The organism is Myroides profundi, from assembly GCF_000833025.1.
Lineage (GTDB): Bacteria > Bacteroidota > Bacteroidia > Flavobacteriales > Flavobacteriaceae > Flavobacterium > Flavobacterium profundi_A.
Window position 1 is genome coordinate 3,676,691 of record NZ_CP010817.1, and the last position, 20,642, is coordinate 3,697,332.

The following is a 20,642-nucleotide window of genomic DNA, read 5'->3' on the forward strand; positions in this document are numbered from 1 at the left end:
ATCAATTTTAATATTATATAATTATATAGACAGTATAAATATGATTGAAGGAATACTAACCCCAATAATAGGTTTTGCAGGTTCACTCATAGCTGCATTTGGAGCTGTATACTTAACAACTCTAAAAGAGAAAAGAAATGAAAAGAACAGTATAGAACTAACACTAATTAATTTTAAAGATATTCTTTCTGAATTGCTTTTACCTAACTTAGGTGAAATGGTTAAAGATTGTGATATTATCATTAAAGATATTCCAAATGCTGATATATTATCTATTGGGCTTACAGATAATATTTTTTTAGAAACAAAAATATCTAATCTATTAGATCAAAATATTTTATCCAAGGCACTAATATTAAAAAACATAGAAGTAAAGTATTTAATTTTTTTACAAATAAAAATGGATCTTATTTATAAAAGATCACCACAGAATTTAGTTGCTAATTTCAATAATAGCATATTACAAAATAAAACTGACAGAAGAGATAATATGCAAAAAACCATTGAAATGGAAACAAAAGTTGATTCCGTTATAATTCAAGAGTCAAGAGAAAACATTGATCGTATTTATGACGAAAATATTAATACTTTTAAACTTACGACTAAAACGAATCTAAATCAAACTAAAATTGCAATTGAGGATTTAATTACAATGATAAATAACGATTTTTTATCAAAACTCTAATTTTTCTTTTTAAACATACTAATCCTTTCCATAATATAAGAATGAAAAGGATTTTTTTTAGGTATATTTGAATTGCAACTTCTATAAATATTATGATAAATACTATACTTACAGGTTTCATAAGTGCTGTATTAGCACTATATCTAAAATATTATTATGACAAAGATAAAGAAGAAAAAGAGCTAGAGCTTGTACGATTAAGCCTATTAGATATTTTCATAGTAAATATATCTCCTGCCTTAAAAGTCCTTTCATTTGTATATAAAGATGCCGCAACCAATTTTAATGACAAAAATGTTACAAATATTATTTCTCATAACTTCATTCATTTTTTAGATATTGATTTTCAAAATTATCTTGATAAAAATAAAGTAATAGCTATTTTAGGAAAGAGAAAAATTAAATCTAGTTTATTATATAATATCAATAAAAATCTTCTTTATCTAAAAAATCAAAATGCTAAAACTATTATGGCTAATTTTCAAAAAGAAGAAAATATAATAATAGATAATTACAATAATAAGATAAGTCAATTAAACTTACTTGTATCGAATACTAAGTCTTCAGAAATAAAATTTCAATTAGATAAAAAAAAACTTGAAATAAATAATTTAAGAATTAAAACTAAATTCGAATTAGATTCTTCCTATGATATACTAAATGTGACTATAGAAATGGTTGATGAAATAATACTACATTTAAAATAGGTTTTTCATATGTTTACCAAAACAGATTTATTTCTACTTAAATATTCCTTATTACTAATAATATTTTTACTCTACATTGGACATATGAATATAAACCTTACAGATCCGACTATACAAGCAGCATTTATAGGAGTTATTGGTGCCTTAATTGCAGGTTTTGGAGCAGCTTATACAACAATACAGCTTACAGACCGAAAAGAAAGAAGACAAAAAAAGGATCATCTCCTGATTATAAAAGACTCCTTAATTAGTTTATTACATAATGAGTACATTCCAAATTTAACCAGTTTACAAATTAGTAGTCAAGATCTTGGTAAGTTTATTGATAAAGAGAAATTAAGATTTCAATTTAACATTGACACTAATTTTGAACATGAAGATGAAACAATTGAAAGTGAACAATTAAGTTTTAGTAGTGTATATTTCATGAAAACAAGCTTACTTTCTTTCTTTGATAAAGATGATTTGATTAAAATATTCCAAGAAAAAAAGATCGAAATATCTATTCTATATGGTATACTAAACTTTTATGAAAGATTATCTCAAGAAAGCCCATCTTTTATATATGACAATTATATGAATGAATATGAGAAAATTACAATTACAAACCAATCTAATTTAAAAGATTTACATGTAATGCATGAACCTGATAGTAATATTTTTAAACAAGAAGAAAGATTGGTCAAAAAAATAACTATATCAAATATTCAATCTCTATTTGCTGAGACAGAAGAAAAAGCAAAAAACTATTTTGAAGACCTTAAAACAGCTATAGAATTTACAGAGAAAATAATAAACAAATTAAGTTAAACAACCTGTCCTTTTTAAACATACTAACCCTTTCCATTTTTGTATCATGGAAAGGGTTATTTTTTGGTTAGAATCTAAAGATGCGAACTGTTTTTAAGAACAGCTTTTTATACAAGAACACCCCCTCTCTCGTTTGAGTTCAATTTCAAAAAATCAAAGAGTCATTCTGTACTGATGAGTTTTTATAATACTGCATTAATTGAGCTAAATTCAATAATCTTTTCAACAAACAATAAACGACTTATGGCTTATTCAACTCTACTAATTTCTTTCGATTAATTAGATATCTCCTGTACTTATTTATATACTTTCCCATCTATTTAATGGCATTGTCAAAAATACTTGTAGATGCCATGCACTAGTATCACCTAGTCAAATATAGTCTCTTTTGATTATGACTTTTTTCTCGTATTTACTGATAAACTTCCCACTGTTTTTTTGTGGGACATCTTTGGAAATACAATATGGTTTTTTTGAAGTTTTTGTATGATTTTTTTTCAAAAAGGAAACACTAACTCCTTGATAATAAAAAACTCACAAGAACATTGAAAAAATGCTTTGTGAGTTTTTTTATCTACTTGCGTCCGCGGGAGGGTTCGAACCCCCAACCCTCAGAGCCGAAATCTGATATTCTATCCAGTTGAACTACACGGACATTAAATCTACTATTTAGACAATAGAGATTTTACTGCAGATGAGATGGTCTTACCATCAGCTTTACCAGCCAATTCTTTAGTAGCGATTCCCATTACTTGTCCCATTGAAGACATACCACTGAAACCACCATTCGTAATTATCTCACCTATTATTTTTTGAACTTCTTCTTCTGATAATTGCTCTGGCAAGAATTGTTCTATGATTGCAGCTTGTGCTATTTCTGGCTCAGCTAAATCATTTCTACCTTGCTCTGAAAAAATATTAGCACTATCTTTTCTCTGCTTCACTAATTTTTGAAGGATTTTAATTTCTTCTTCCTCAGTAAGATCAGCTTGTGCTCCTGATTGAGTTTGAGCTAATAATAACTCTGACTTTACTGCTCTTAATGCTTCTAAAGCTACTGTATCCTTCGCTTTCATTGCAGTTTTTATAGCATCCATAATCTTTGATTGTAAACTCATATCAAATATTTTTATTTTTTGCAAATATATAAAAAAGCCCTTGTAACTAACAAAATCATATAGTTATAAGTTCACTAAATTCTTTATATTATACAATAATCAACATATTTATCCGAATAATGTACCTCTTTTCTGTTGGGAATCAGAATAAAAAGTTTTAAAAATTAACTTTTAAAAATCTTCATAATCATTATAAAATTTGATATTTGTCAAAACTCGTCTGAACTCAAGATAGAGACGGTCAACTAAAGCATCAAACCAAAACTAACAAACATAAGAAGCGATATAACGTAAACAAGCAATAAAACATTATAAACACCTATTACTACCTTACAAAATATGCTAACTTCTATCGAACTAAAATCTACCTATGGTATAGAGGTAGGTAGAGCTACTTACCTTACAGAAGACACTGTGCCGTTCGAACAACACAAAGATGTCTACCAACTACTCTGGTTACAAAAAGGAAAAGTAACTGTCACCCTCACTACGAACAAAAAAGAAATTAAAGAAGGAGACTGTCTATTCTTAGGAAAGAACGAGCTATTTCGCTTAACGGCTTCTGAGAGTTACACCTTATACTATGTTCAGTTTACAGATAATTTTTACTGTAGAACAGAACTTGACAGTCACTTTCTAAGCAAATGCTTCTTCTTTGATAATACGAATGCTATTAATTCGATCACGCTTAAGCCAGAGCATGAAGTTTTTGTACAGTGTTATTTCACCACCTTACTAAAACTGAAGTCAAAAGAATATAGTGAAGTACATTATATGTTAGCTCATAATATTATAGAGCGAGTTCTTCTCTACATTATGGCAGGACATATAGAGAAGTTTGTCAGCTTTAATAAAGAGAAACTTACTCCACTACAAATACAACATACTGTCAAATTTAATGAATTGATTAAACACAACATTAGAAAAGAAAGAAACGTTCATTTCTATGCAGAACAGATGAATATCTCTATTGCTAAGTTAACTGAAGTGTGTAAAGAAGTATTTGGGACTACACCTAAAAAAATTATAGCAAGTGCAGTGGTCAACGAAATAAAGCTATTATTAAAGCATACTCCAATGACCATTAAAGAAGTTGCTTTTGAGCTAAACTTTGAAGATGTAAGTAACTTCATCCGTTTCTTTATAAAAGCTACAGGATTAAGCCCTAAAGAATATAGAGAACTATTATAATATCGTTTATCCTATCTCCCCTTGTAATCATCATTTACAAGGGGATTTTTTATATCCATCACAGTCTATTCTCTCTCCGACCAAATAGTGCTAATAAAAAAAGATTTTGATACCATTTAAACTTAAAAACCTAAATAACAATAATCTACCACTATTTAAAATATCAATAACACACATAAACACATCTTAGGCTACATAAAACAAATTCACAATTCTTTAAAATCAAGGCTTTTATTAAGAATATTTTATCACATTATGTGATAAATGACAATTCTTTAAAGATAAATGACACTATTTGAGAATCAAAGCTGCTATACTTTTGCCAAACAAAATAACAAATCAAGTATTCCCACAATTAAAAAGAAATAAGCAAATGAAAACAACATTTAAATTAGTATTAGTAGCAGTTTTAGCTTTCGCAAGTACTTCAACTTTCGCACAAGACAAAAAAAGTACAGGAAGCACAAACTTAAACGTTAACTTATCAGACGTTTATGAATTGACTGTTAAGAATCCTAATGTAAATATCCAAATGAACACTGTAGAACAGTTTCAAAAAGGTAGTACTTCAGGTGAATTACAAAACCACTTAGAAGTAACAGCTACTCAAAAATATGAAGTAAAAGTGATCGCTAGCAGTGATTTAACGAATGATGGAGTTAGCATCCCTGTAAACACAGTAGAAGTAAGAGTAAAAGGTAACAATAACTTAGCAGAAGGTGCTGCACCAGCTAACTTTAATGCTACTCATAACATCACTCCATTAGCTACTACAGAGAGCAGCTCTTTAATCACTACATCTGCAGGAAGTGCTAAGATGGGATATGCTATCGAATACGCTATACCAGCAAGCCAAACTTCTGCTTATACAGACAAAAAAGCAGGTACATACAGCACTACAGTTACTTATAACTTATATGCTCTATAATAAGATATAGCCTTATACAATATAAATCTACTGTAGTGATATCATTCACTTCAGTAGATTTTTTTTTTGGACTAAAAAGCGAATTAATACCCTCTGCTTCTATTCCAATTATTTGTTACCCAAAACAGCTAAAAACATTGACGATTATTGACTTTGTACGCTTTTTTTTACTAAATTTAGAATATCTAAAACAGATGATATGAGACAATTATTCTTTACCTTCTTTTTGATCTTAGTCAGTGTGGTAATGCATGCTCAGAATACTGCGCAAACTAACCTTATCGTGACTCTAAAACCAATACAGTCTATAAAGATTAATGATCAACAATCTAATATCAATCTGTCTTTCGAAACAGTAGAAGATTATACTAAAGGAAAGATCAGCGACCAAGCAGATCATATAGAAGTAATGAGCAGTGGTACTTATGAAGTAAGGGTGGCTGCTAGCTCTCCGCTGACTAGTAATAATGAACAAATAAGTTTAGAAAACATTAGTCTAAACCCTACATTAGGGACTATCGGTGATTTTAGAGAAAATATAACCATGATACCTGTATCACTATCTATGAAAGAACACAATATGATTAGTTCTAATCTAGGTGATGTGAAAAGAACATTCAATGTATCTTATAAAATGGATGCATCCGAAGAATTATTAAATAAACCAGTAGGTACTTATAGTACTGTAATTACTTACACTATCTTATCATTGTAATAGTACACGTGTTTAAAAAATCATTATTCATCACGCTCCTCTTCTGTGTCACCAGCATCGCTATGGCTCAGATAGGATCTACAAGGGCTAGGATAGTATTAAACTTTAAGGAACAACAATCCTTGGTTATCTCACATTCTACTGTAGATTTAAACTTAAATAGAGGAGAAGTATATACTCAAGGGGCAGAAACAGGTATTCTGAAAAATCATGTGATCATAAAGTGTTCTACTCCATACGAATTGTCTGTACGCACCATAAATCCATATTTTCAATATGAGTCAACATTGTCATCACTGCCTGTGTCTATCATTCATATCAAGCCAAGTGTAGCAACATCTACCCTATTAAGCTTCCCGTTGAGATTAAGTACAATCAACTTATCTGATAAGCCTCAGATAATCTTACAATCTGAGAACAGAAGTAACAGTCAACAAATAGATGTCAATTACACGATTCCGAAACAAAACATTGTAAGTATATTAAATAAAAAAGCAGGAACATATAAAACAGAGATTATATACACGCTACTGCCTCACTAAAATTAAAGCACCACATCATAATGAAAAAACTAATACTACTATTCCTTTTACTAAGCTCTCTTCCAATATTCGCACAAGCAGGACTATCTATCTCTCCTGGTAAGATGTACTTTAGAAATGCTGCTGGAACTATAGCTACTCAAAAAGTTCGTATTGCCAATCCAAATGACAAAGCTGTCGAAGTGGGAGTCTCTATCGGAGATTGGAATTATGATGAGAAAGGTAGTAATAACGTAGTAGAAGCAAATACATTAGAAACTTCGGCTTCTCAATGGATTCAAGTATTACCTAATTCTTATTTTGTAATTGAACCAAATGAAGTAAAAGAAGTAGAGATTATACTTAATGTTCCTCAAGACCTACCTACTAATATACCTGTACATACAGCGATGGTGTTCTTCACTCAGTTAAACCCTGGGAATGCAGTGGATGAAAATGGTGCTGCTATCAAAGTGACAGTGCGTATGGGACTAAAAGTATATCATGCAAATCAAAATAATACAGAGTCTGTAGAAATAGTAGATATCAAACCTGCCAAGACTGCTGAGGGGGAAAAAGCGATAGAAGTTAACTTTCAGAACGATGGGAAACTATGGAGTGACGGAAAGATGACAGCGAGTATCTTCAATCAACAAACAGGAGAGAAAACAACATTAAATACACTAGATTTTTACAGTCTACCTACTGACGTAAGAAAACATATTATACCACTACCGAATCAACTAAAATCAGGCACTTATACCTTTATTATCCAACTAACTTATGGCAAGGATAATATTGTAAAAGTGGCAGAACTAGACTTCACGCTATGAACCTAAAGTTAAATATATACATCAGCCTATTTTTATTACTACTGAGCAATACGGTATTAGCACAGTATGACTTAAATATTTATGGAGGCGGACAGTCTGTATTAAATTCATATAATGATCTAAAAGTAGGGAAGACAGAAGATAAACAGATCTCTGTACAGTTTCGCAGATTCTACGGAACGCCTTCTCCTACCAAATGGAAGTTAACAGTAAGACTACTCGATGATTACTATGCAGGTAACTATATGGTACCTGCTGAGATGTCAACATTAAGTACGAATAAACAAGGGGGTAATTTTAATCAACTTGCCTTCAGTGTCGTGGGAAGAGATTTACCTCTAAGCAAATATCAAGAAAATACGATCATAGAGAGCACAACACCTCTACCAGAAGGTAACTACTATACCTTAAACTTTGACTTGACTATTCGAGGAGGGGTACATTTACTGACTATCCCTAACAATACTTATATGAGTACATACGAGTTCTCTTTATATGATACTTCGTCAGGTAGAGATCAATTACTTCTGCGTAAAACATCTGGTACTGGTAATGCAAGATTTCAGATTAACTATGTAGGAAATCATGGTGATCAAATAGCAGAGTTGCGAAATGGTGCTAGTGAATTTGTCTTTAACTTTGATTCACCAGATGATATTGTAAAAGGAAAGACAATCACGATTAACAATGCTCTTTACATCAAGAGCTATCAAGGTCATCAAGTACTCGTAAAGACGGCAGACAATATGATGTATAATAATACGATGACTAATAGCTTACCTGTTTCTATACTAAAACTAAAGGCGACTTTAAATAACATTGAAGGAGGTAGTCCTTCAGATGCTAGAGATGTAAAGGTATTCGGTCCATTATCACTATCTGCTAATGAACAGCCTCTTGCCTCCTTCTCTAGATGGAGTCAATCGATGTCTTATAACCTTGAACTGAGTATTCCTCCTAATCAGAAGGAATTACAACAAGCCAGTGGTAGATACGAAACTTATTTATACTTTGTAATTGTCCCTAATTAATGCTTAAACAGCTTTATACATTACTGTTTATCTGTTTGTTTTTTCTTTCTAACGCACAACAAACACCTATACACTTAAAGTTTACGGATATAGAAACTCCTGCGGATGAATATGGTAATATCTCATCAGCCATAGAAGTATCTAATGTCAGTAATACACAATGGTCTGGGAATATAAAGATAGAAGGTAATTCTACTAACTTACGTATATCTAGTAACGCTAATAAATTCATTCAGATCCATCCTGGACAGAGAGTCTATGTCCCTATCATAGCGAATATAGACCAGTCTGCTAGTAGTGAGATAGATTTGTTCATAAGAGCTAGTCTAAGCAACAATTTAAATCAAATCATACAAGTAGCTGAACAAAAGATTTTAATACAAAGGAACAGACGTATCTTACTTCAAAATCAGAACAATCATTTACAGTTCCAAAAAATAGGAGATACTATTCACTTAAAAGCTTTAATTCAAAATAGAGGTAATACATCAGAAAAGCTTCATTATATCATAACCTTTCCCAATCAGGTCAATAAACAACGTACTCATACTTCTCATATCACATTAGCTCCACAGCGAGATACACTTATTACTATCAACCAAATCATCTCGAAAGAAGCTGTTAAACTAGAGGATTTTGATATCACTGCTACACTACTATATGAAAATGGAGATTTTATATCACGTACTAACTATAGTGTCAGTTCTTTAAAATCTAAACGACGATATAAAATAGATAATTCGAATACAGATCCTTATTACCAGAGAAACACGATAGAACTCAACCGTGTTAGTGGTAATAATGTAATGAACTCATTTCAGCTGATAGGTTCTACAGAAGTTCACTTAAGCGAAAAGACTAAAGTAGGACTAACTGGAGATCTAATCTATTGGGACAAGGAGAACAAATATAATCTACGTCACTTCCTAGCTGACATCAAGACCGAAAAAGTACAGGTCCTAGCTGGTAATATTTACCAAACAGGGGAATTCTCATTACAAGGACGAGGAATACAAACTAATATTAATATAAAAGACTCCATCTCTATACAAGGTGGATACTTAGATAAAACCTATTTAATCACAGATGCAAGTGATCGCTCTATTGGCTACAATACATGGATTGGGTTTACTTCACTTAAACATAAATGGAGACAATCACAGCTGTACTATGACCTAAACCATCGTTATGATGAGAAAAAGACACTGTGGTATAATACATTTAGCCTATGGAATACGCCTACATTTAATTTAGAAATGATGGAAGGTGTCTCTAATATAGATAGCAAGGAGAATAATCAATTAGGAGCCTTTATAGGGATAAATGCTTATGCAAGGTGGGATAAGTATCAATTCCAAACTAATAGCTTCTACAGTAGCCCTTATTATGCAGGTATTAGACAAGGTGCTTCTCAGGTGTCTAGTAGTATCAGAAGAAACTTTGATAAGCATAGTTTTGGCTTGACACAAAGTTTTGTCCACTATGCTCCTAAATACAGTTATACAGACTATAATAACTCAAAACAACAATCTAATACCATAGGACTAAACTATTCCTATAGAATGCAGACCAATATGCTTCTGCTTAGTCCACGTTATGTAAATGAACAACGATTCAATTACAAAACTCAATTAATGGATGACTTAGATGCATTGAGATTAAGTACTTCATTCAATCACAATAGTTTCACTAATGGCTTAGGATATAATGTATCACTTGACTTAGGGAACTATCTCTCTAAAGTAAGTCTAACTGATAAACTACACTACCGCTTAAATGCCGGAGTCAACTATAAAAGTGTTGATTTTGGCGTAAGTTATCAGTACAATTATAGCAATCTAAGTGAAGTCATCAACTCGAGTTACTTAGGTTTTATAGATACAAGTACCTATACTAATCTAATGATTATGGGAAACTATAGACAACGTTTTTTCAATAATCATGTAGGAGTGGTACTTAACGCTTATTATACGAAGACATCGACAACAGATGACTTATGGCAATTAAACAGTCGCTTAGAATATAAGTTGACAAAGGACTTTGATATCTATGTTAGTAGTTATAACAACTATGGAGGCTTTTCTAAGAACAATAAAACAAATTATGTACAAATAGGGGTAGTCAAACAATTAATGCCTTATAAGCCTTATGAGAAAGCGTATACTCTAAAGATAATCGTTTACTACCAAGATGAAGCAAATAATAATTATCCAGCATCTAATAGAATAGTCTATATCAACAATAAATCATTTATCACGAATAAAGAAGGAGCAATAGAATATAAAAAGTTACCTCTTGATAGCTATACCATACAAGTCAAAAATGATCAGGAATGGTTTGCTAATACAGATAAGATTGTATTAAAATCAGATACCACACATAGCATTCACTTAAGACAGACAACTACGTTATCTGGTAGTATTAATTATGAATTCTCTGAGAACTCACATCTTATCAATAGGAATCTCTCTGGACAACGTATCGTAGCTCAAAGTCATACTGGAGAAAGCTACACTACCTATACGTCAGATAGTGGTAACTACATTCTATACATCCCTAAGGGCGACTATATACTAACACTATACCCAGAGAATAGTGCTTATGTAGATGTTATAAAAAATGCTATCAAAGTAAGCACGCATATTAATCAACCGCAGATAAATAATTTCACTATTAAAATCAAGGATAAAGAAGTACAAACTAAAAAGTTTAACTCTATCCAGTTCTAGCATCAAAATAAGGCAAAAAATAAAAGGACTATCTTTCGATAGTCCTTTTAAATAATATACTTATAATTAATCTACATTATCGTGTAAATATGAGTTGTTAGATCTTAACTGCCCATCGTTATTACTATCTAATCCGAAAGTAATACGTGACTTATTAGTTGTCTCGTCTGACTCGTGTAAGTCTACTCCACTTCTTTTATAAGCTGGCTCACGCTCTAACTCTGTTAACTGACTGTTCGTATTATTAAACTTGTAGTTAAACTCTTTCATCTTTTTTCTGCGTTCAGCAGCACGACTCTTAAGTGTAAACTCCTCGATACTCATTTCTATAGGGTTTACTTCATCTAGTTCCTCTTCTACTACTGCATTAGATGCTTCTACTACAGCTGGAGTTGGTTCCTCTGATTTAATAGAAAATCTAAATTCATCTTCTATTGCATCTTGATGTTTATTAATCGGTTTTGCTGATGCTAACTCACTTTCTTTATCTGTATAATCTTCTAAAGAGAACATGATAATTTCTTCTTTAGGAGCAGCCATATTTTGAACTGATTTAGCTTCATTACCATAAGCAATATTGCTTTTTGCTTCTACCACATCATCCTCTAAATGATACACAACAGGAGCATTTGCTTGTGGTTGTTGAGACACTTGTGTTTCTGGTCTTTTTGCTACATTTACAATAACAAACTCAGGATCAACAACATTTATATCTCTTATATCTTTTGTTTTTGCTAAATTTTGCTCTTCTGAAATACTAGTATTTTTTTTTACTTCCTCAGAAGGCGTTACGATTTCAAAAAAAACATCTAATCCATTAGCGTCACTTGCTTTCTCAGTAGCTTCGGCTGTCACTTGTTTTACTTGAACGTCTTCCTCATTCATTGCCTCTACAGAGATACCTTCATCAAGATCTTCATCTTCAAAATCACCTAACTGATGTATAGTAATTTTTTCTGTTTCTTCTACTGCTTCTTCTGGAGAAGAAATAATAGTAGTAACCTTAGATAATGGCTCATCTGGAGAAGAATAACCGAAAGACTCTACAGATGAAGCTTGCATTAAATTATGCTCTAACTTCTGATCACCTTCTAATACGTGAATAATCTTATTAGGCTCACCTGTTGTAACAATACTTTTTTGTTGTTCGATATTGAAACCTGTAGCAATAATTGTTACAGAGATAGCGTCTCCTAAAGACTCATCTTCACCAACCCCCATAATGATGTTAGCATTATGTCCAGCTTCTGTCTGGATGTGGTCGTTGATTTCACCTATCTCATCAATTGTAATCTCATTTGCACCAGACACAATTAATAACAATACATTCTTAGCACCGCTAATCTTATTATCATTTAATAGAGGAGAATCTAATGCATCTACGATAGCATCTTTAGCTCTAGTTTCACCAGAAGCTGTAGCAGATCCCATTATAGCAGTACCACTATCAGATAATACAGTCTTAGCATCTTTTAAGTCAATATTCTGAGTATAGTGATGCGTAATAACTTCTGCGATACCACGAGCTGCAGTAGATAAGACTTCATCGGCTTTGGAGAAACCAGCTTTGAAACCTAAATTACCATATACCTCTCGTAACTTATTATTATTGATAACAACTAAAGAGTCAACTTGTTTACGTAGACGTTCAACCCCTTTTAAAGCTTGGTCTTGTCTCACCTTACCTTCGAATTGGAAAGGAATAGTAACAATACCTACTGTAAGGATATCACGTTCTTTAGATAACTGAGCGATAACCGGAGCAGCACCTGTACCAGTACCACCACCCATACCAGCAGTGATAAATACCATCTTAGTGTTGGTATCTAGCATCTTCTCTATCTCTTCTATACTTTCTAAAGCAGACTGTTGGCCCACTTCTGGATTAGCTCCTGCTCCTAACCCTTCAGTAAGGTTAACCCCTAACTGAATTTTAGTTGGAACTGGACTATTTTCTAATGCTTGAGAGTCAGTATTACACACTATAAAATCTACACCTTTAATTCCTTGTTGGAACATGTGATTAATAGCATTACTTCCACCGCCTCCTACACCTATTACTTTGATAACGTTTGATTGGTTTTTCGGTAAATCAAACTTTATTCCTCCAAAATCTGTATTCTCCATATACGTAGCCTTTTTATTCTTGCTTTTCAATAAAATCTTTTATTTTTCTAAAAAAAGTACCAAAGAAATTTGATTCAAATTTTTCTGCCGTTGGCGATCTAAATTCAGTCTCTTTTGGTTCTTCAGAAACTTTAGGTCTTTCTTGACTTACTGTTTCTATTGGATCTTGTGACACAACTGGTTGTTGTACCACAGGCTCTGCGCGATTAACAACAGGCGCCTCCACTTCTGGAACTTTGTTCTCAACAGCAGTCTCTGCCATCGAAACAGCTCCTTTTATATGATGTCTTTCACTTTCCATTACTAACCCTACCGCAGTAGCATATAATGGACTAGAAATCTCTAAACTAGAGTCTCCAGCTAAGTGCTCATTAGGATATCCTATACGAGTATCTATACCAGTGATATATTCTACTAATTGCTTAATGTGTTTTAATTCAGAACCTCCTCCTGTTAAAACAATCCCTGCAATCAATTTCTTCTGTGGGCTTTCATATCCATAGCTCTTAATCTCAGAGAATACTAATTGAATAATCTCTTCTACTCGAGCATGAATAATCTTAGACAAGTTTTTTAAAGATATTTCCTTTGGCTCTTTTCCTCTTAATCCTGGAATAGAAACAATCTCATTATCTTTATTTTCACCTGGCCAAGCAGACCCAAACTTTACTTTTAGAATCTCAGCTTGACGTTCTATAATAGAACATCCTTCTTTAATATCTTCTGTAATAACATTTCCTCCGAAAGGTACTACAGCAGTATGACGAATAATCCCGTCTTTAAAGATAGCTAAGTCTGTTGTACCACCTCCGATATCGATAAGTGCTACTCCTGCTTCTTTTTCTTCTTGACTTAGAACTGCTTCAGCTGATGCTAAAGGCTCTAACGTAATACCTGAAAGCTCTAAACCTGCATCCTTAATACATCTCCCCGCATTCTTTATTAATGCAGCTTGACCTACTACTACATGGAATACAGCTTCCAAACGACTTCCATACATTCCAATAGGCTCCTTAATACCAGGCTCCCCATCTATTTTGAACTCTTGTGGAAGTACATGTATAATTTCTTCACCTGGAAGCATACTCAACTTCTGAACTTGAGTAATTAATTGCTCAATGTCCTTATCTCCTATTACTTCATCAGGATTATCTCTACTTATATAATCACTATGTTGAATACTACGTATATGCTGTCCAGCGATACCTACTACCACATTCTTAATCTTATACCCTGCTGCTGACTCAGCATCAGTAACAGCGTTTTGAATAGATTGAATGGTCTGCGTGATATTGTTAACAACACCTCGTTTAACACCTAGACTTTTAGCTTTACCTAATCCTAAAATTTCTAGTTTACCGTATTCGTTTTTCTTTCCAATCATTGCGACAATCTTAGTTGTCCCAATGTCTAAACCTACAGCTATATTTTCTTTTTCCATACTCTTTTTCTATTTCGTGCATACCACTTGTTGGGTAAACTTAAGGTTTATATACTTGTATTTCTCTTGTTCAACATTCCCTCTTATCAAATACTGTACAAAGGCTTTATAGTTTTGTAACTTTATTTCCATTTCATCAAACCCTCCAAACAAAATGTCAAAACGGTTTGTACGACTAATCAACATTAAAGTTCCCTTTGGTTCTATAACTATCCCCGTGATATCTTCTCTTAAGAATTCATCCTTGTTGATTAATTCAAGTATTTCCTTAATTTCTCTTTCATTACTCTTGCTCACTTTTCCCTGCACCATGGGAACTCTATCAGAAAAATTACTAGACAATGGCATCTTTTTTCCTAACTCATCAAGATAATAATTATTATCCCCATCTATCACCCTTCCGATTGCTTTTTTTTGCCAAATATCAACGATTACTCTATTATCTATCGTCAAATAAACGTCCGCATTTCTGATTAATTCATTTTTTAGTACGTTTTTCTCTAGATTATTCAAATCTAAAACACTTCTATTAATCTCGGAAATTTTTGGAAATTTATTTTTAAGCAAATTGCGAATTTCACTACTGGTTACAAAGTGTTCTTCACTTTCCTTAAAAACTACATCGATATCCTTAACTTCACGATCATTACTACGTTTATTAGTAAAAGAATATAAAAACAGTAACAGTCCACATAATAGCAATATGCGAACATCTGACCACTTTATTTTCTTAAACAACTTTTTCACGTACTAAAACTTTCTATATTATTCTAATCCTTTCTTGATATCTTCTACCATTTCACCCAAATCACCTGCTCCAATAGTCAGAACTAATTCAGCCTTGGAAGCCTTTAAATAAGGTAATAATTCCTCTTTTTGCAAGACCACTTTATCCGCTGATGTCATTTGATCTAACAATGCTCCTGATGTAACTCCTTCTATAGGTAACTCTCTTGCTGGGTAAATATCTAATAACACTACATGGTCAAAAGTAGATAATGCTGTAGCAAACTCACTCATAAAGTCTCTTGTACGGCTATATAAATGAGGCTGGAACACAGCTACTATCTTCTTATTACTATACAACTCATGTACCGCCTGACTTACTGCCCGTATTTCTGTTGGGTGATGAGCATAATCATCTATATAAATAAGATCATCTCTTCTAATCTTATAAGAGAACCTCCTTCTAACGCCTTTAAAGCTTCCTAAACCATCCACTAATACCTTTGCATCTATGCCATAATTATAAGCCATAGCGAAGGCTACTAATGCATTAGATAGGTTATGTCTACCTGGTAATCCAAAGCGAACACCTTCAATTCTTTCATTAGGAGTTATTATATCAAAAACATACCATCCATTATCAATAGATATGTTCTCTATTCTATAGGTACAGTCCTCTCCAAAACCAACTTTAATACCATTTAAGTCTACTTGTTCTGTTTTAAAGAATTTAGTCTTATCCTCAATCTTATTCGCAAAGTCTTGGAACGCTACTAACATTTCTTCTGCAGTACCAAATATATCTAAGTGATCCGCCTCAGTAGAAGTGATACAAGTTGTATCAGGATACAATCTTAAAAAAGAACGATCAAATTCATCTGCCTCTACTACTGTTACTGTCTTCCCACTTCCTATTAGGTTAGTCTGATAATTCTCAACCACACCTCCGACAAATGCTGTTACATCAACACCTGCTTGAAATAATAGATGCCCTAGAATACTTGTTGTAGTAGTCTTACCATGTGTTCCTGCTACTGCAAAACAATAGGTATCCTTAGTTATCAAACCTAATACTTCAGAACGCTTACGAATATCAAAACCATTATCGATAAAATAATTCCATTCTGTATGTGTACTAGGTATCGCAGGAGTGACTACAACTAAAGTAGTTTCCTTATCCTTATACACCTCGTTTACTAACTCTAAATTATCTTCAAAGTGGATATCAATCCCAGCTTCTTTTAATTCATCTGTTAATTGTGTTGCAGTACGATCATACCCTGCAACATTCTTTCCTATAAATTTAAAATAACGAGCTAAGGCACTCATACCTATGCCTCCTATTCCTATAAAAAATACGCTCTTTATCTTACTTAATTCCATACTTAAATATTCATTATAGCTTCTACTTGATCTACTATATTTTTTGTTGCATTAGGTAAGGCTAACCTTCTAAAGTTAGTTCCTAACTTATTTTGCAACTCTTTATCTTCTACTAACGTAGTAAATGTTGGCAAGAACTGCTCTGCTAGCTCTGCTTCTTTTAGCAATATAGCTCCTTCCTCGCTTACGATACTCATCGCATTTTTAGTCTGATGATCTTCAGCTACATTAGGAGAAGGAATAAATATAACAGGCTTACCTACCAATGCTAATTCAGAAATAGAAGAAGCTCCTGCTCTAGAAATCACATAATCTGCTGCTGCATAAGCTAAGTTCATCTTCTCCACAAAAGCAGTTACTAATACTCCTTCTGTTTGATACTTTTTATACTCCTCATAGTACAACTTACCACATTGCCATATAACTTGTATATTCTTTCTCTTTATTTCTTCTAAATTCTCTTCAATCAATTGATTTATTCTTCTAGCTCCAAGACTTCCTCCTAAAACTAAAAGAATTTCTTTAGAACTATCTAATCCAAAAGAACGAATACCCTCTTCCTTCATAGAACTAACATCTAACAAATCATTTCTAACAGGGTTACCTGTCTTTATAATCTTTGACGCAGGAAAAAACCTTTCCAAATGATCATATGCCACACATATCTTATTTGCTTTCTTTCCTAATAACTTATTCGTTATACCTGGAAAAGAATTCTGCTCTTGAATTAATGTAGGTATATTCTTACCAGCAGCAACTTTCACTACAGCTCCACTAGCAAAACCACCAGTCCCAATTACTACATCTGGTTTAAACTTTTTAATTATTTTACCAGACTTCCATAAACTACTGATCAGTTTAAACGGAAACGCAAGATTATCTACAGTCAGTTTTCTCTGAATACCAGATATCCATAATCCCTCTATCTTATAACCTGCCTGTGGCACCTTCTGCATCTCCATTTTATTCTCAGCTCCTACGAACAAGATTTCAGCATCAGCATATCTTGCTTTAATCTCATTGGCAATAGCTATCGCAGGATAGATATGTCCTCCTGTTCCTCCTCCACTTAATATGACTCTCGGTGCGCGTTTCATTTATAATATTATTTCCTAAACTCTATTTTACTAATTCTTGATTTTGTCTAAACTCTTCTTGTTTACCCAGCTCTTCTTGCATACGCTCTTCCTCTTCCATTCTTTCCATTTCCTGCTTCTGTATCTCCTGTTCTTTTTTGGTAACACTTAGAATCACTCCTAACGAAATACAAGTCATCCAGATCGATGTTCCTCCACTACTAATCAGAGGTAATGTCTGTCCTGTTGTAGGCAGTAATGACACAGCTACTCCCATATTGATCAAGGCTTGGAATATAAAATAAAACCCTAACCCAGTAACCAACAACTTCCCAAATAAAGTCGGAGCCTTATGTGCTGCAATCAAAAACCTAAAGAACAAATACAGATAAAGAAACAATACTGATAGTCCTCCTACCATTCCATACTCTTCCACTATAATAGCATAAATAAAATCCGATGAAGACTGTGGTAAAAAGTTCTTCTGAACACTTTTCCCTGGGCCTTTTCCCATTAGTCCACCTGATGCTATAGCTATCTTAGCATTATCAACTTGGTAAAGATCTTTTCCTCCTTCATCTGCATTAGCGAATCTATCTATACGGCTTATCCATGTATCTACACGGTTAGGCATCGTTCCTTCAGGTAAAGCTTTTGCAGCCAAAACAAACAAGGTTACAAACAACATTCCTGCTCCAAAAATAGCTGCTAGATATTTAAAAGGATACTTCCCTACAAATACCAATATACCAACCATCAAGAAGATCAAAGCTGCTGTCGAAAAGTTAGCTGGAAAGATTAATCCAACTACAACCATAACCGGCAACCATAACTCTAATACTGAAGGCCAAAACTCAACTTTCTTATCTTGAATACTGACCAGGTACTGCGCTACATATCCAAGTACAACTACAGCTGCTATCGCAGATGGTTGTATCTGAATAACGCCTAAGTCTAACCATCTACTTGCATTTGCTCCACCTATAGTCTTACCTTGAATCAAAGTAAAGAACAGTAACACAATGGCTACTGGCATCATAAGAATGGACAATTGCCTAAAATACCTATACTCTAGTTTATGTGCTAAATACAATAACACAAAACCAATAGATAAGTGAGCAAAATGCTTAAACAAATAAGAGAATGTAGACTTCCCTGTACCAATCGTATAAACTAAGTTAGTACTCGCACTATATACAGGTACAAACGAAAACAAGGCCAGTAAAAATATTACTGTCCATATATGTTTATCCCCATATAAATTAGCAACTAACTTTTTCATTTTCTATTTATAGATTATTTACTTCTGCCTTAAACTGATGTCCTCTATCTTCATAATTTTTAAACAAATCAAAACTTGCACAGGCTGGTGATAACAATACTGTATCTCCACTCTCAGCCAAGCGTTGTGCCATCTTCACAGCATCAGCCATACTCTGAACTTCGATTAGTGTATCTACCACCTGTTCATAAGCCGCTTTTATCTTACTATTATCTACTCCTAAGCAGATAATACTTTTTACTTTCTCACGAACTAAAGGCATTAACTCATCATAATCATTTCCTTTATCCACACCTCCAACAATCCAAACTGTTGGTGTCTTCATGCTTTCTAACGCAAAAAAAGTAGCATTGATATTAGTCGCTTTAGAATCGTTTATATACTGAACATTCTCTACTTTCATCACCTTCTCTAAGCGATGCTCAGCGCCCTGAAAATCAGACAAGCTCTCTCTAATACTTTGCTTTCTTATTCTTTTTAATTGTGCCACAGCAGTAGCTGCCATAGCATTCTTAACATTGTGCTTTCCTTCAACACCCAATTCGCTAATTGGTAATATCAGTGTTTCCTTGTCCATAGCCACTACAATATTTTGCCCTTCTAAATAAGCTCCGTACTCTAACTTTTTAGTAATAGAGAATGGTACTCTTTTAGCAGCAGTTTTATTATTAGTTAACCAACGTTGAATCTCCACATCATCATCATCATAGATTAGATAATCCTCTTTAGTCTGATTCAATGTAATTCTAAACTTAGCATTGATATAATTTTCATATTTATAATCATATCTATCTAAGTGATCTGGACTAATATTAGTAATAACAGCAATATGAGGTCTAAACTTGCGTATGCCATCTAATTGAAAACTACTCAATTCTAACACATAACACTTTTCAGGATTCACAGCTACCTGTTTAGCATAGCTATCTCCTATATTTCCCCCAATACCAACGTTCAATCCTCCCTTACTCAATAAATGATAAGTAAGCATAGTCGTTGTTGTTTTCCCATTACTACCTGTAATAGCGACAGATGGTTCTGTATTAAAAGTATAAGCAAACTCTATCTCCGAAATCACATCGATATCTGCTGCTAATGCTTTTTGAATAATAGCTACTTTATCTGGTATCCCAGGGCTTTTCACGATTATATCACCACTTAATATTTCTATCTCTGTATGTTTTCCCTCTTCCCAACGTATATTGAATTCATTCAGAACAGACTTATATTTATCTTCAATCTGTCCAAAATCAGAAACGAATACATCATATCCTTTAGTCATAGCTAGCACAGCTGTACCAACTCCACTTTCTCCTGCTCCTAATACAACTACTCTCAT

At 33.1% G+C, this 20,642-nt stretch carries 18 protein-coding genes and 1 tRNA gene; 10 read left to right on the forward strand and 9 right to left on the reverse strand.

Translation table 11 applies throughout. The annotated features are described in order from the left end of the window. The first annotated feature begins 40 nt into the window (after positions 1-40). The 3 genes from MPR_RS16275 (at position 41) to MPR_RS16285 (ending at position 2,202) form a co-directional block, all read left to right on the forward strand. Positions 41-685: a hypothetical protein gene (locus MPR_RS16275; protein WP_139177116.1), complete on the forward strand. Its 645-nt coding sequence runs from the start codon at positions 41-43 to the stop codon at positions 683-685. 92 nt (positions 686-777) lie between these two features. Beyond that, positions 778-1,392, forward strand: coding sequence for a hypothetical protein (locus MPR_RS16280; RefSeq protein ID WP_041894378.1), 615 nt, complete (start codon positions 778-780; stop codon positions 1,390-1,392). 84 nt (positions 1,393-1,476) lie between these two features. Continuing rightward, entirely contained in the window at positions 1,477-2,202 is a 726-nt protein-coding gene (locus MPR_RS16285) for a hypothetical protein (protein ID WP_041894381.1), read from the forward strand. Positions 2,203-2,783: 581 nt separating this feature from the next. Here MPR_RS16285 and MPR_RS16290 read toward each other — a convergent pair. Then, positions 2,784-2,857: transfer RNA gene (locus MPR_RS16290), tRNA-Arg, on the reverse strand. 10 nt (positions 2,858-2,867) lie between these two features. After that, positions 2,868-3,320, reverse strand: coding sequence for a GatB/YqeY domain-containing protein (locus MPR_RS16295; RefSeq protein ID WP_006264637.1), 453 nt, complete (start codon positions 3,318-3,320; stop codon positions 2,868-2,870). 339 nt (positions 3,321-3,659) lie between these two features. On the opposite strand from MPR_RS16295, the gene MPR_RS16300 reads away from it, so the two are divergent. The 7 genes from MPR_RS16300 (at position 3,660) to MPR_RS16330 (ending at position 11,268) form a co-directional block, all read left to right on the forward strand. Continuing rightward, the gene (locus tag MPR_RS16300) at positions 3,660-4,511 is read left to right on the forward strand and encodes a helix-turn-helix domain-containing protein (protein WP_041894384.1); all 852 of its coding nucleotides are present in this window, start codon (positions 3,660-3,662) and stop codon (positions 4,509-4,511) included. 373 nt (positions 4,512-4,884) lie between these two features. Then, positions 4,885-5,439: a hypothetical protein gene (locus MPR_RS16305; RefSeq protein WP_006259674.1), complete on the forward strand. Its 555-nt coding sequence runs from the start codon at positions 4,885-4,887 to the stop codon at positions 5,437-5,439. A gap of 199 nt (positions 5,440-5,638) precedes the next feature. Continuing rightward, positions 5,639-6,154, forward strand: a complete 516-nt coding sequence (locus MPR_RS16310; protein ID WP_006259675.1) for a hypothetical protein — start codon at positions 5,639-5,641, stop codon at positions 6,152-6,154. A gap of 62 nt (positions 6,155-6,216) precedes the next feature. After that, positions 6,217-6,696 (forward strand): hypothetical protein, encoded by a 480-nt coding sequence (locus MPR_RS16315; protein ID WP_041894386.1) that lies wholly within the window; start codon positions 6,217-6,219, stop codon positions 6,694-6,696. 20 nt (positions 6,697-6,716) lie between these two features. Then, complete coding sequence (locus tag MPR_RS16320) at positions 6,717-7,508, forward strand: fimbrial biogenesis chaperone (protein ID WP_041894389.1); 792 nt, start codon at positions 6,717-6,719, stop codon at positions 7,506-7,508. Then, a complete protein-coding gene (locus MPR_RS16325) occupies positions 7,505-8,539 on the forward strand; it encodes a hypothetical protein (RefSeq protein ID WP_041894392.1) in 1,035 nt (344 codons plus the stop codon). The genes MPR_RS16320 and MPR_RS16325 overlap by 4 nt, the downstream gene beginning before the upstream one ends. Next, positions 8,539-11,268: a porin family protein gene (locus MPR_RS16330; protein WP_041894394.1), complete on the forward strand. Its 2,730-nt coding sequence runs from the start codon at positions 8,539-8,541 to the stop codon at positions 11,266-11,268. Before MPR_RS16325 ends, MPR_RS16330 begins: the two co-directional genes overlap by 1 nt. A gap of 66 nt (positions 11,269-11,334) precedes the next feature. On the opposite strand, the gene ftsZ is transcribed toward MPR_RS16330, so the two are convergent. From ftsZ to murD, 7 genes are read right to left on the reverse strand one after another with little or no spacing between them, the layout of a single operon-like run. Then, a complete protein-coding gene (ftsZ, locus tag MPR_RS16335; RefSeq protein ID WP_041895608.1) occupies positions 11,335-13,395 on the reverse strand; it encodes a cell division protein FtsZ in 2,061 nt (686 codons plus the stop codon). A gap of 13 nt (positions 13,396-13,408) precedes the next feature. After that, entirely contained in the window at positions 13,409-14,836 is a 1,428-nt protein-coding gene (gene ftsA / locus MPR_RS16340) for a cell division protein FtsA (RefSeq protein WP_041894396.1), read from the reverse strand. Between the two features lie 9 nt (positions 14,837-14,845). Next, on the reverse strand, positions 14,846-15,583 hold the full coding sequence (locus MPR_RS16345; RefSeq protein WP_041894399.1) for a cell division protein FtsQ/DivIB: 738 nt from the start codon (positions 15,581-15,583) through the stop codon (positions 14,846-14,848). A gap of 18 nt (positions 15,584-15,601) precedes the next feature. Continuing rightward, positions 15,602-16,945, reverse strand: coding sequence for a UDP-N-acetylmuramate--L-alanine ligase (gene murC, locus MPR_RS16350; protein WP_041894401.1), 1,344 nt, complete (start codon positions 16,943-16,945; stop codon positions 15,602-15,604). Positions 16,946-16,947: 2 nt separating this feature from the next. Continuing rightward, positions 16,948-18,042: an undecaprenyldiphospho-muramoylpentapeptide beta-N-acetylglucosaminyltransferase gene (gene murG / locus MPR_RS16355; RefSeq protein ID WP_041894404.1), complete on the reverse strand. Its 1,095-nt coding sequence runs from the start codon at positions 18,040-18,042 to the stop codon at positions 16,948-16,950. A 22-nt stretch (positions 18,043-18,064) separates the two neighbouring features. Beyond that, complete coding sequence (locus tag MPR_RS16360; RefSeq protein ID WP_041894406.1) at positions 18,065-19,303, reverse strand: FtsW/RodA/SpoVE family cell cycle protein; 1,239 nt, start codon at positions 19,301-19,303, stop codon at positions 18,065-18,067. Between the two features lie 7 nt (positions 19,304-19,310). Next, the gene (gene murD, locus MPR_RS16365; RefSeq protein WP_041894409.1) at positions 19,311-20,642 is read right to left on the reverse strand and encodes a UDP-N-acetylmuramoyl-L-alanine--D-glutamate ligase; all 1,332 of its coding nucleotides are present in this window, start codon (positions 20,640-20,642) and stop codon (positions 19,311-19,313) included.

What these genes read in the sequence shown, in the direction of transcription:
- MPR_RS16305 (WP_006259674.1), top strand. Translation starts at nt 4,885, where the DNA reads ATGAAAACAACATTTAAATTAGTATTAGTAGCAGTTTTAGCTTTCGCA.
- murD (WP_041894409.1), bottom strand. Translation starts at nt 20,642, where the DNA reads ATGAGAGTAGTTGTATTAGGAGCAGGAGAAAGTGGAGTTGGTACAGCT.
- MPR_RS16315 (WP_041894386.1), top strand. Translation starts at nt 6,217, where the DNA reads ATGGCTCAGATAGGATCTACAAGGGCTAGGATAGTATTAAACTTTAAG.
- MPR_RS16300 (WP_041894384.1), top strand. Translation starts at nt 3,660, where the DNA reads ATGCTAACTTCTATCGAACTAAAATCTACCTATGGTATAGAGGTAGGT.
- MPR_RS16325 (WP_041894392.1), top strand. Translation starts at nt 7,505, where the DNA reads ATGAACCTAAAGTTAAATATATACATCAGCCTATTTTTATTACTACTG.
- MPR_RS16295 (WP_006264637.1), bottom strand. Translation starts at nt 3,320, where the DNA reads ATGAGTTTACAATCAAAGATTATGGATGCTATAAAAACTGCAATGAAA.
- MPR_RS16285 (WP_041894381.1), top strand. Translation starts at nt 1,477, where the DNA reads ATGAATATAAACCTTACAGATCCGACTATACAAGCAGCATTTATAGGA.
- MPR_RS16310 (WP_006259675.1), top strand. Translation starts at nt 5,639, where the DNA reads ATGAGACAATTATTCTTTACCTTCTTTTTGATCTTAGTCAGTGTGGTA.
- MPR_RS16280 (WP_041894378.1), top strand. Translation starts at nt 778, where the DNA reads ATGATAAATACTATACTTACAGGTTTCATAAGTGCTGTATTAGCACTA.
- murC (WP_041894401.1), bottom strand. Translation starts at nt 16,945, where the DNA reads ATGGAATTAAGTAAGATAAAGAGCGTATTTTTTATAGGAATAGGAGGC.
- ftsA (WP_041894396.1), bottom strand. Translation starts at nt 14,836, where the DNA reads ATGGAAAAAGAAAATATAGCTGTAGGTTTAGACATTGGGACAACTAAG.
- ftsZ (WP_041895608.1), bottom strand. Translation starts at nt 13,395, where the DNA reads ATGGAGAATACAGATTTTGGAGGAATAAAGTTTGATTTACCGAAAAAC.
- MPR_RS16275 (WP_139177116.1), top strand. Translation starts at nt 41, where the DNA reads ATGATTGAAGGAATACTAACCCCAATAATAGGTTTTGCAGGTTCACTC.
- MPR_RS16330 (WP_041894394.1), top strand. Translation starts at nt 8,539, where the DNA reads ATGCTTAAACAGCTTTATACATTACTGTTTATCTGTTTGTTTTTTCTT.
- murG (WP_041894404.1), bottom strand. Translation starts at nt 18,042, where the DNA reads ATGAAACGCGCACCGAGAGTCATATTAAGTGGAGGAGGAACAGGAGGA.
- MPR_RS16320 (WP_041894389.1), top strand. Translation starts at nt 6,717, where the DNA reads ATGAAAAAACTAATACTACTATTCCTTTTACTAAGCTCTCTTCCAATA.
- MPR_RS16360 (WP_041894406.1), bottom strand. Translation starts at nt 19,303, where the DNA reads ATGAAAAAGTTAGTTGCTAATTTATATGGGGATAAACATATATGGACA.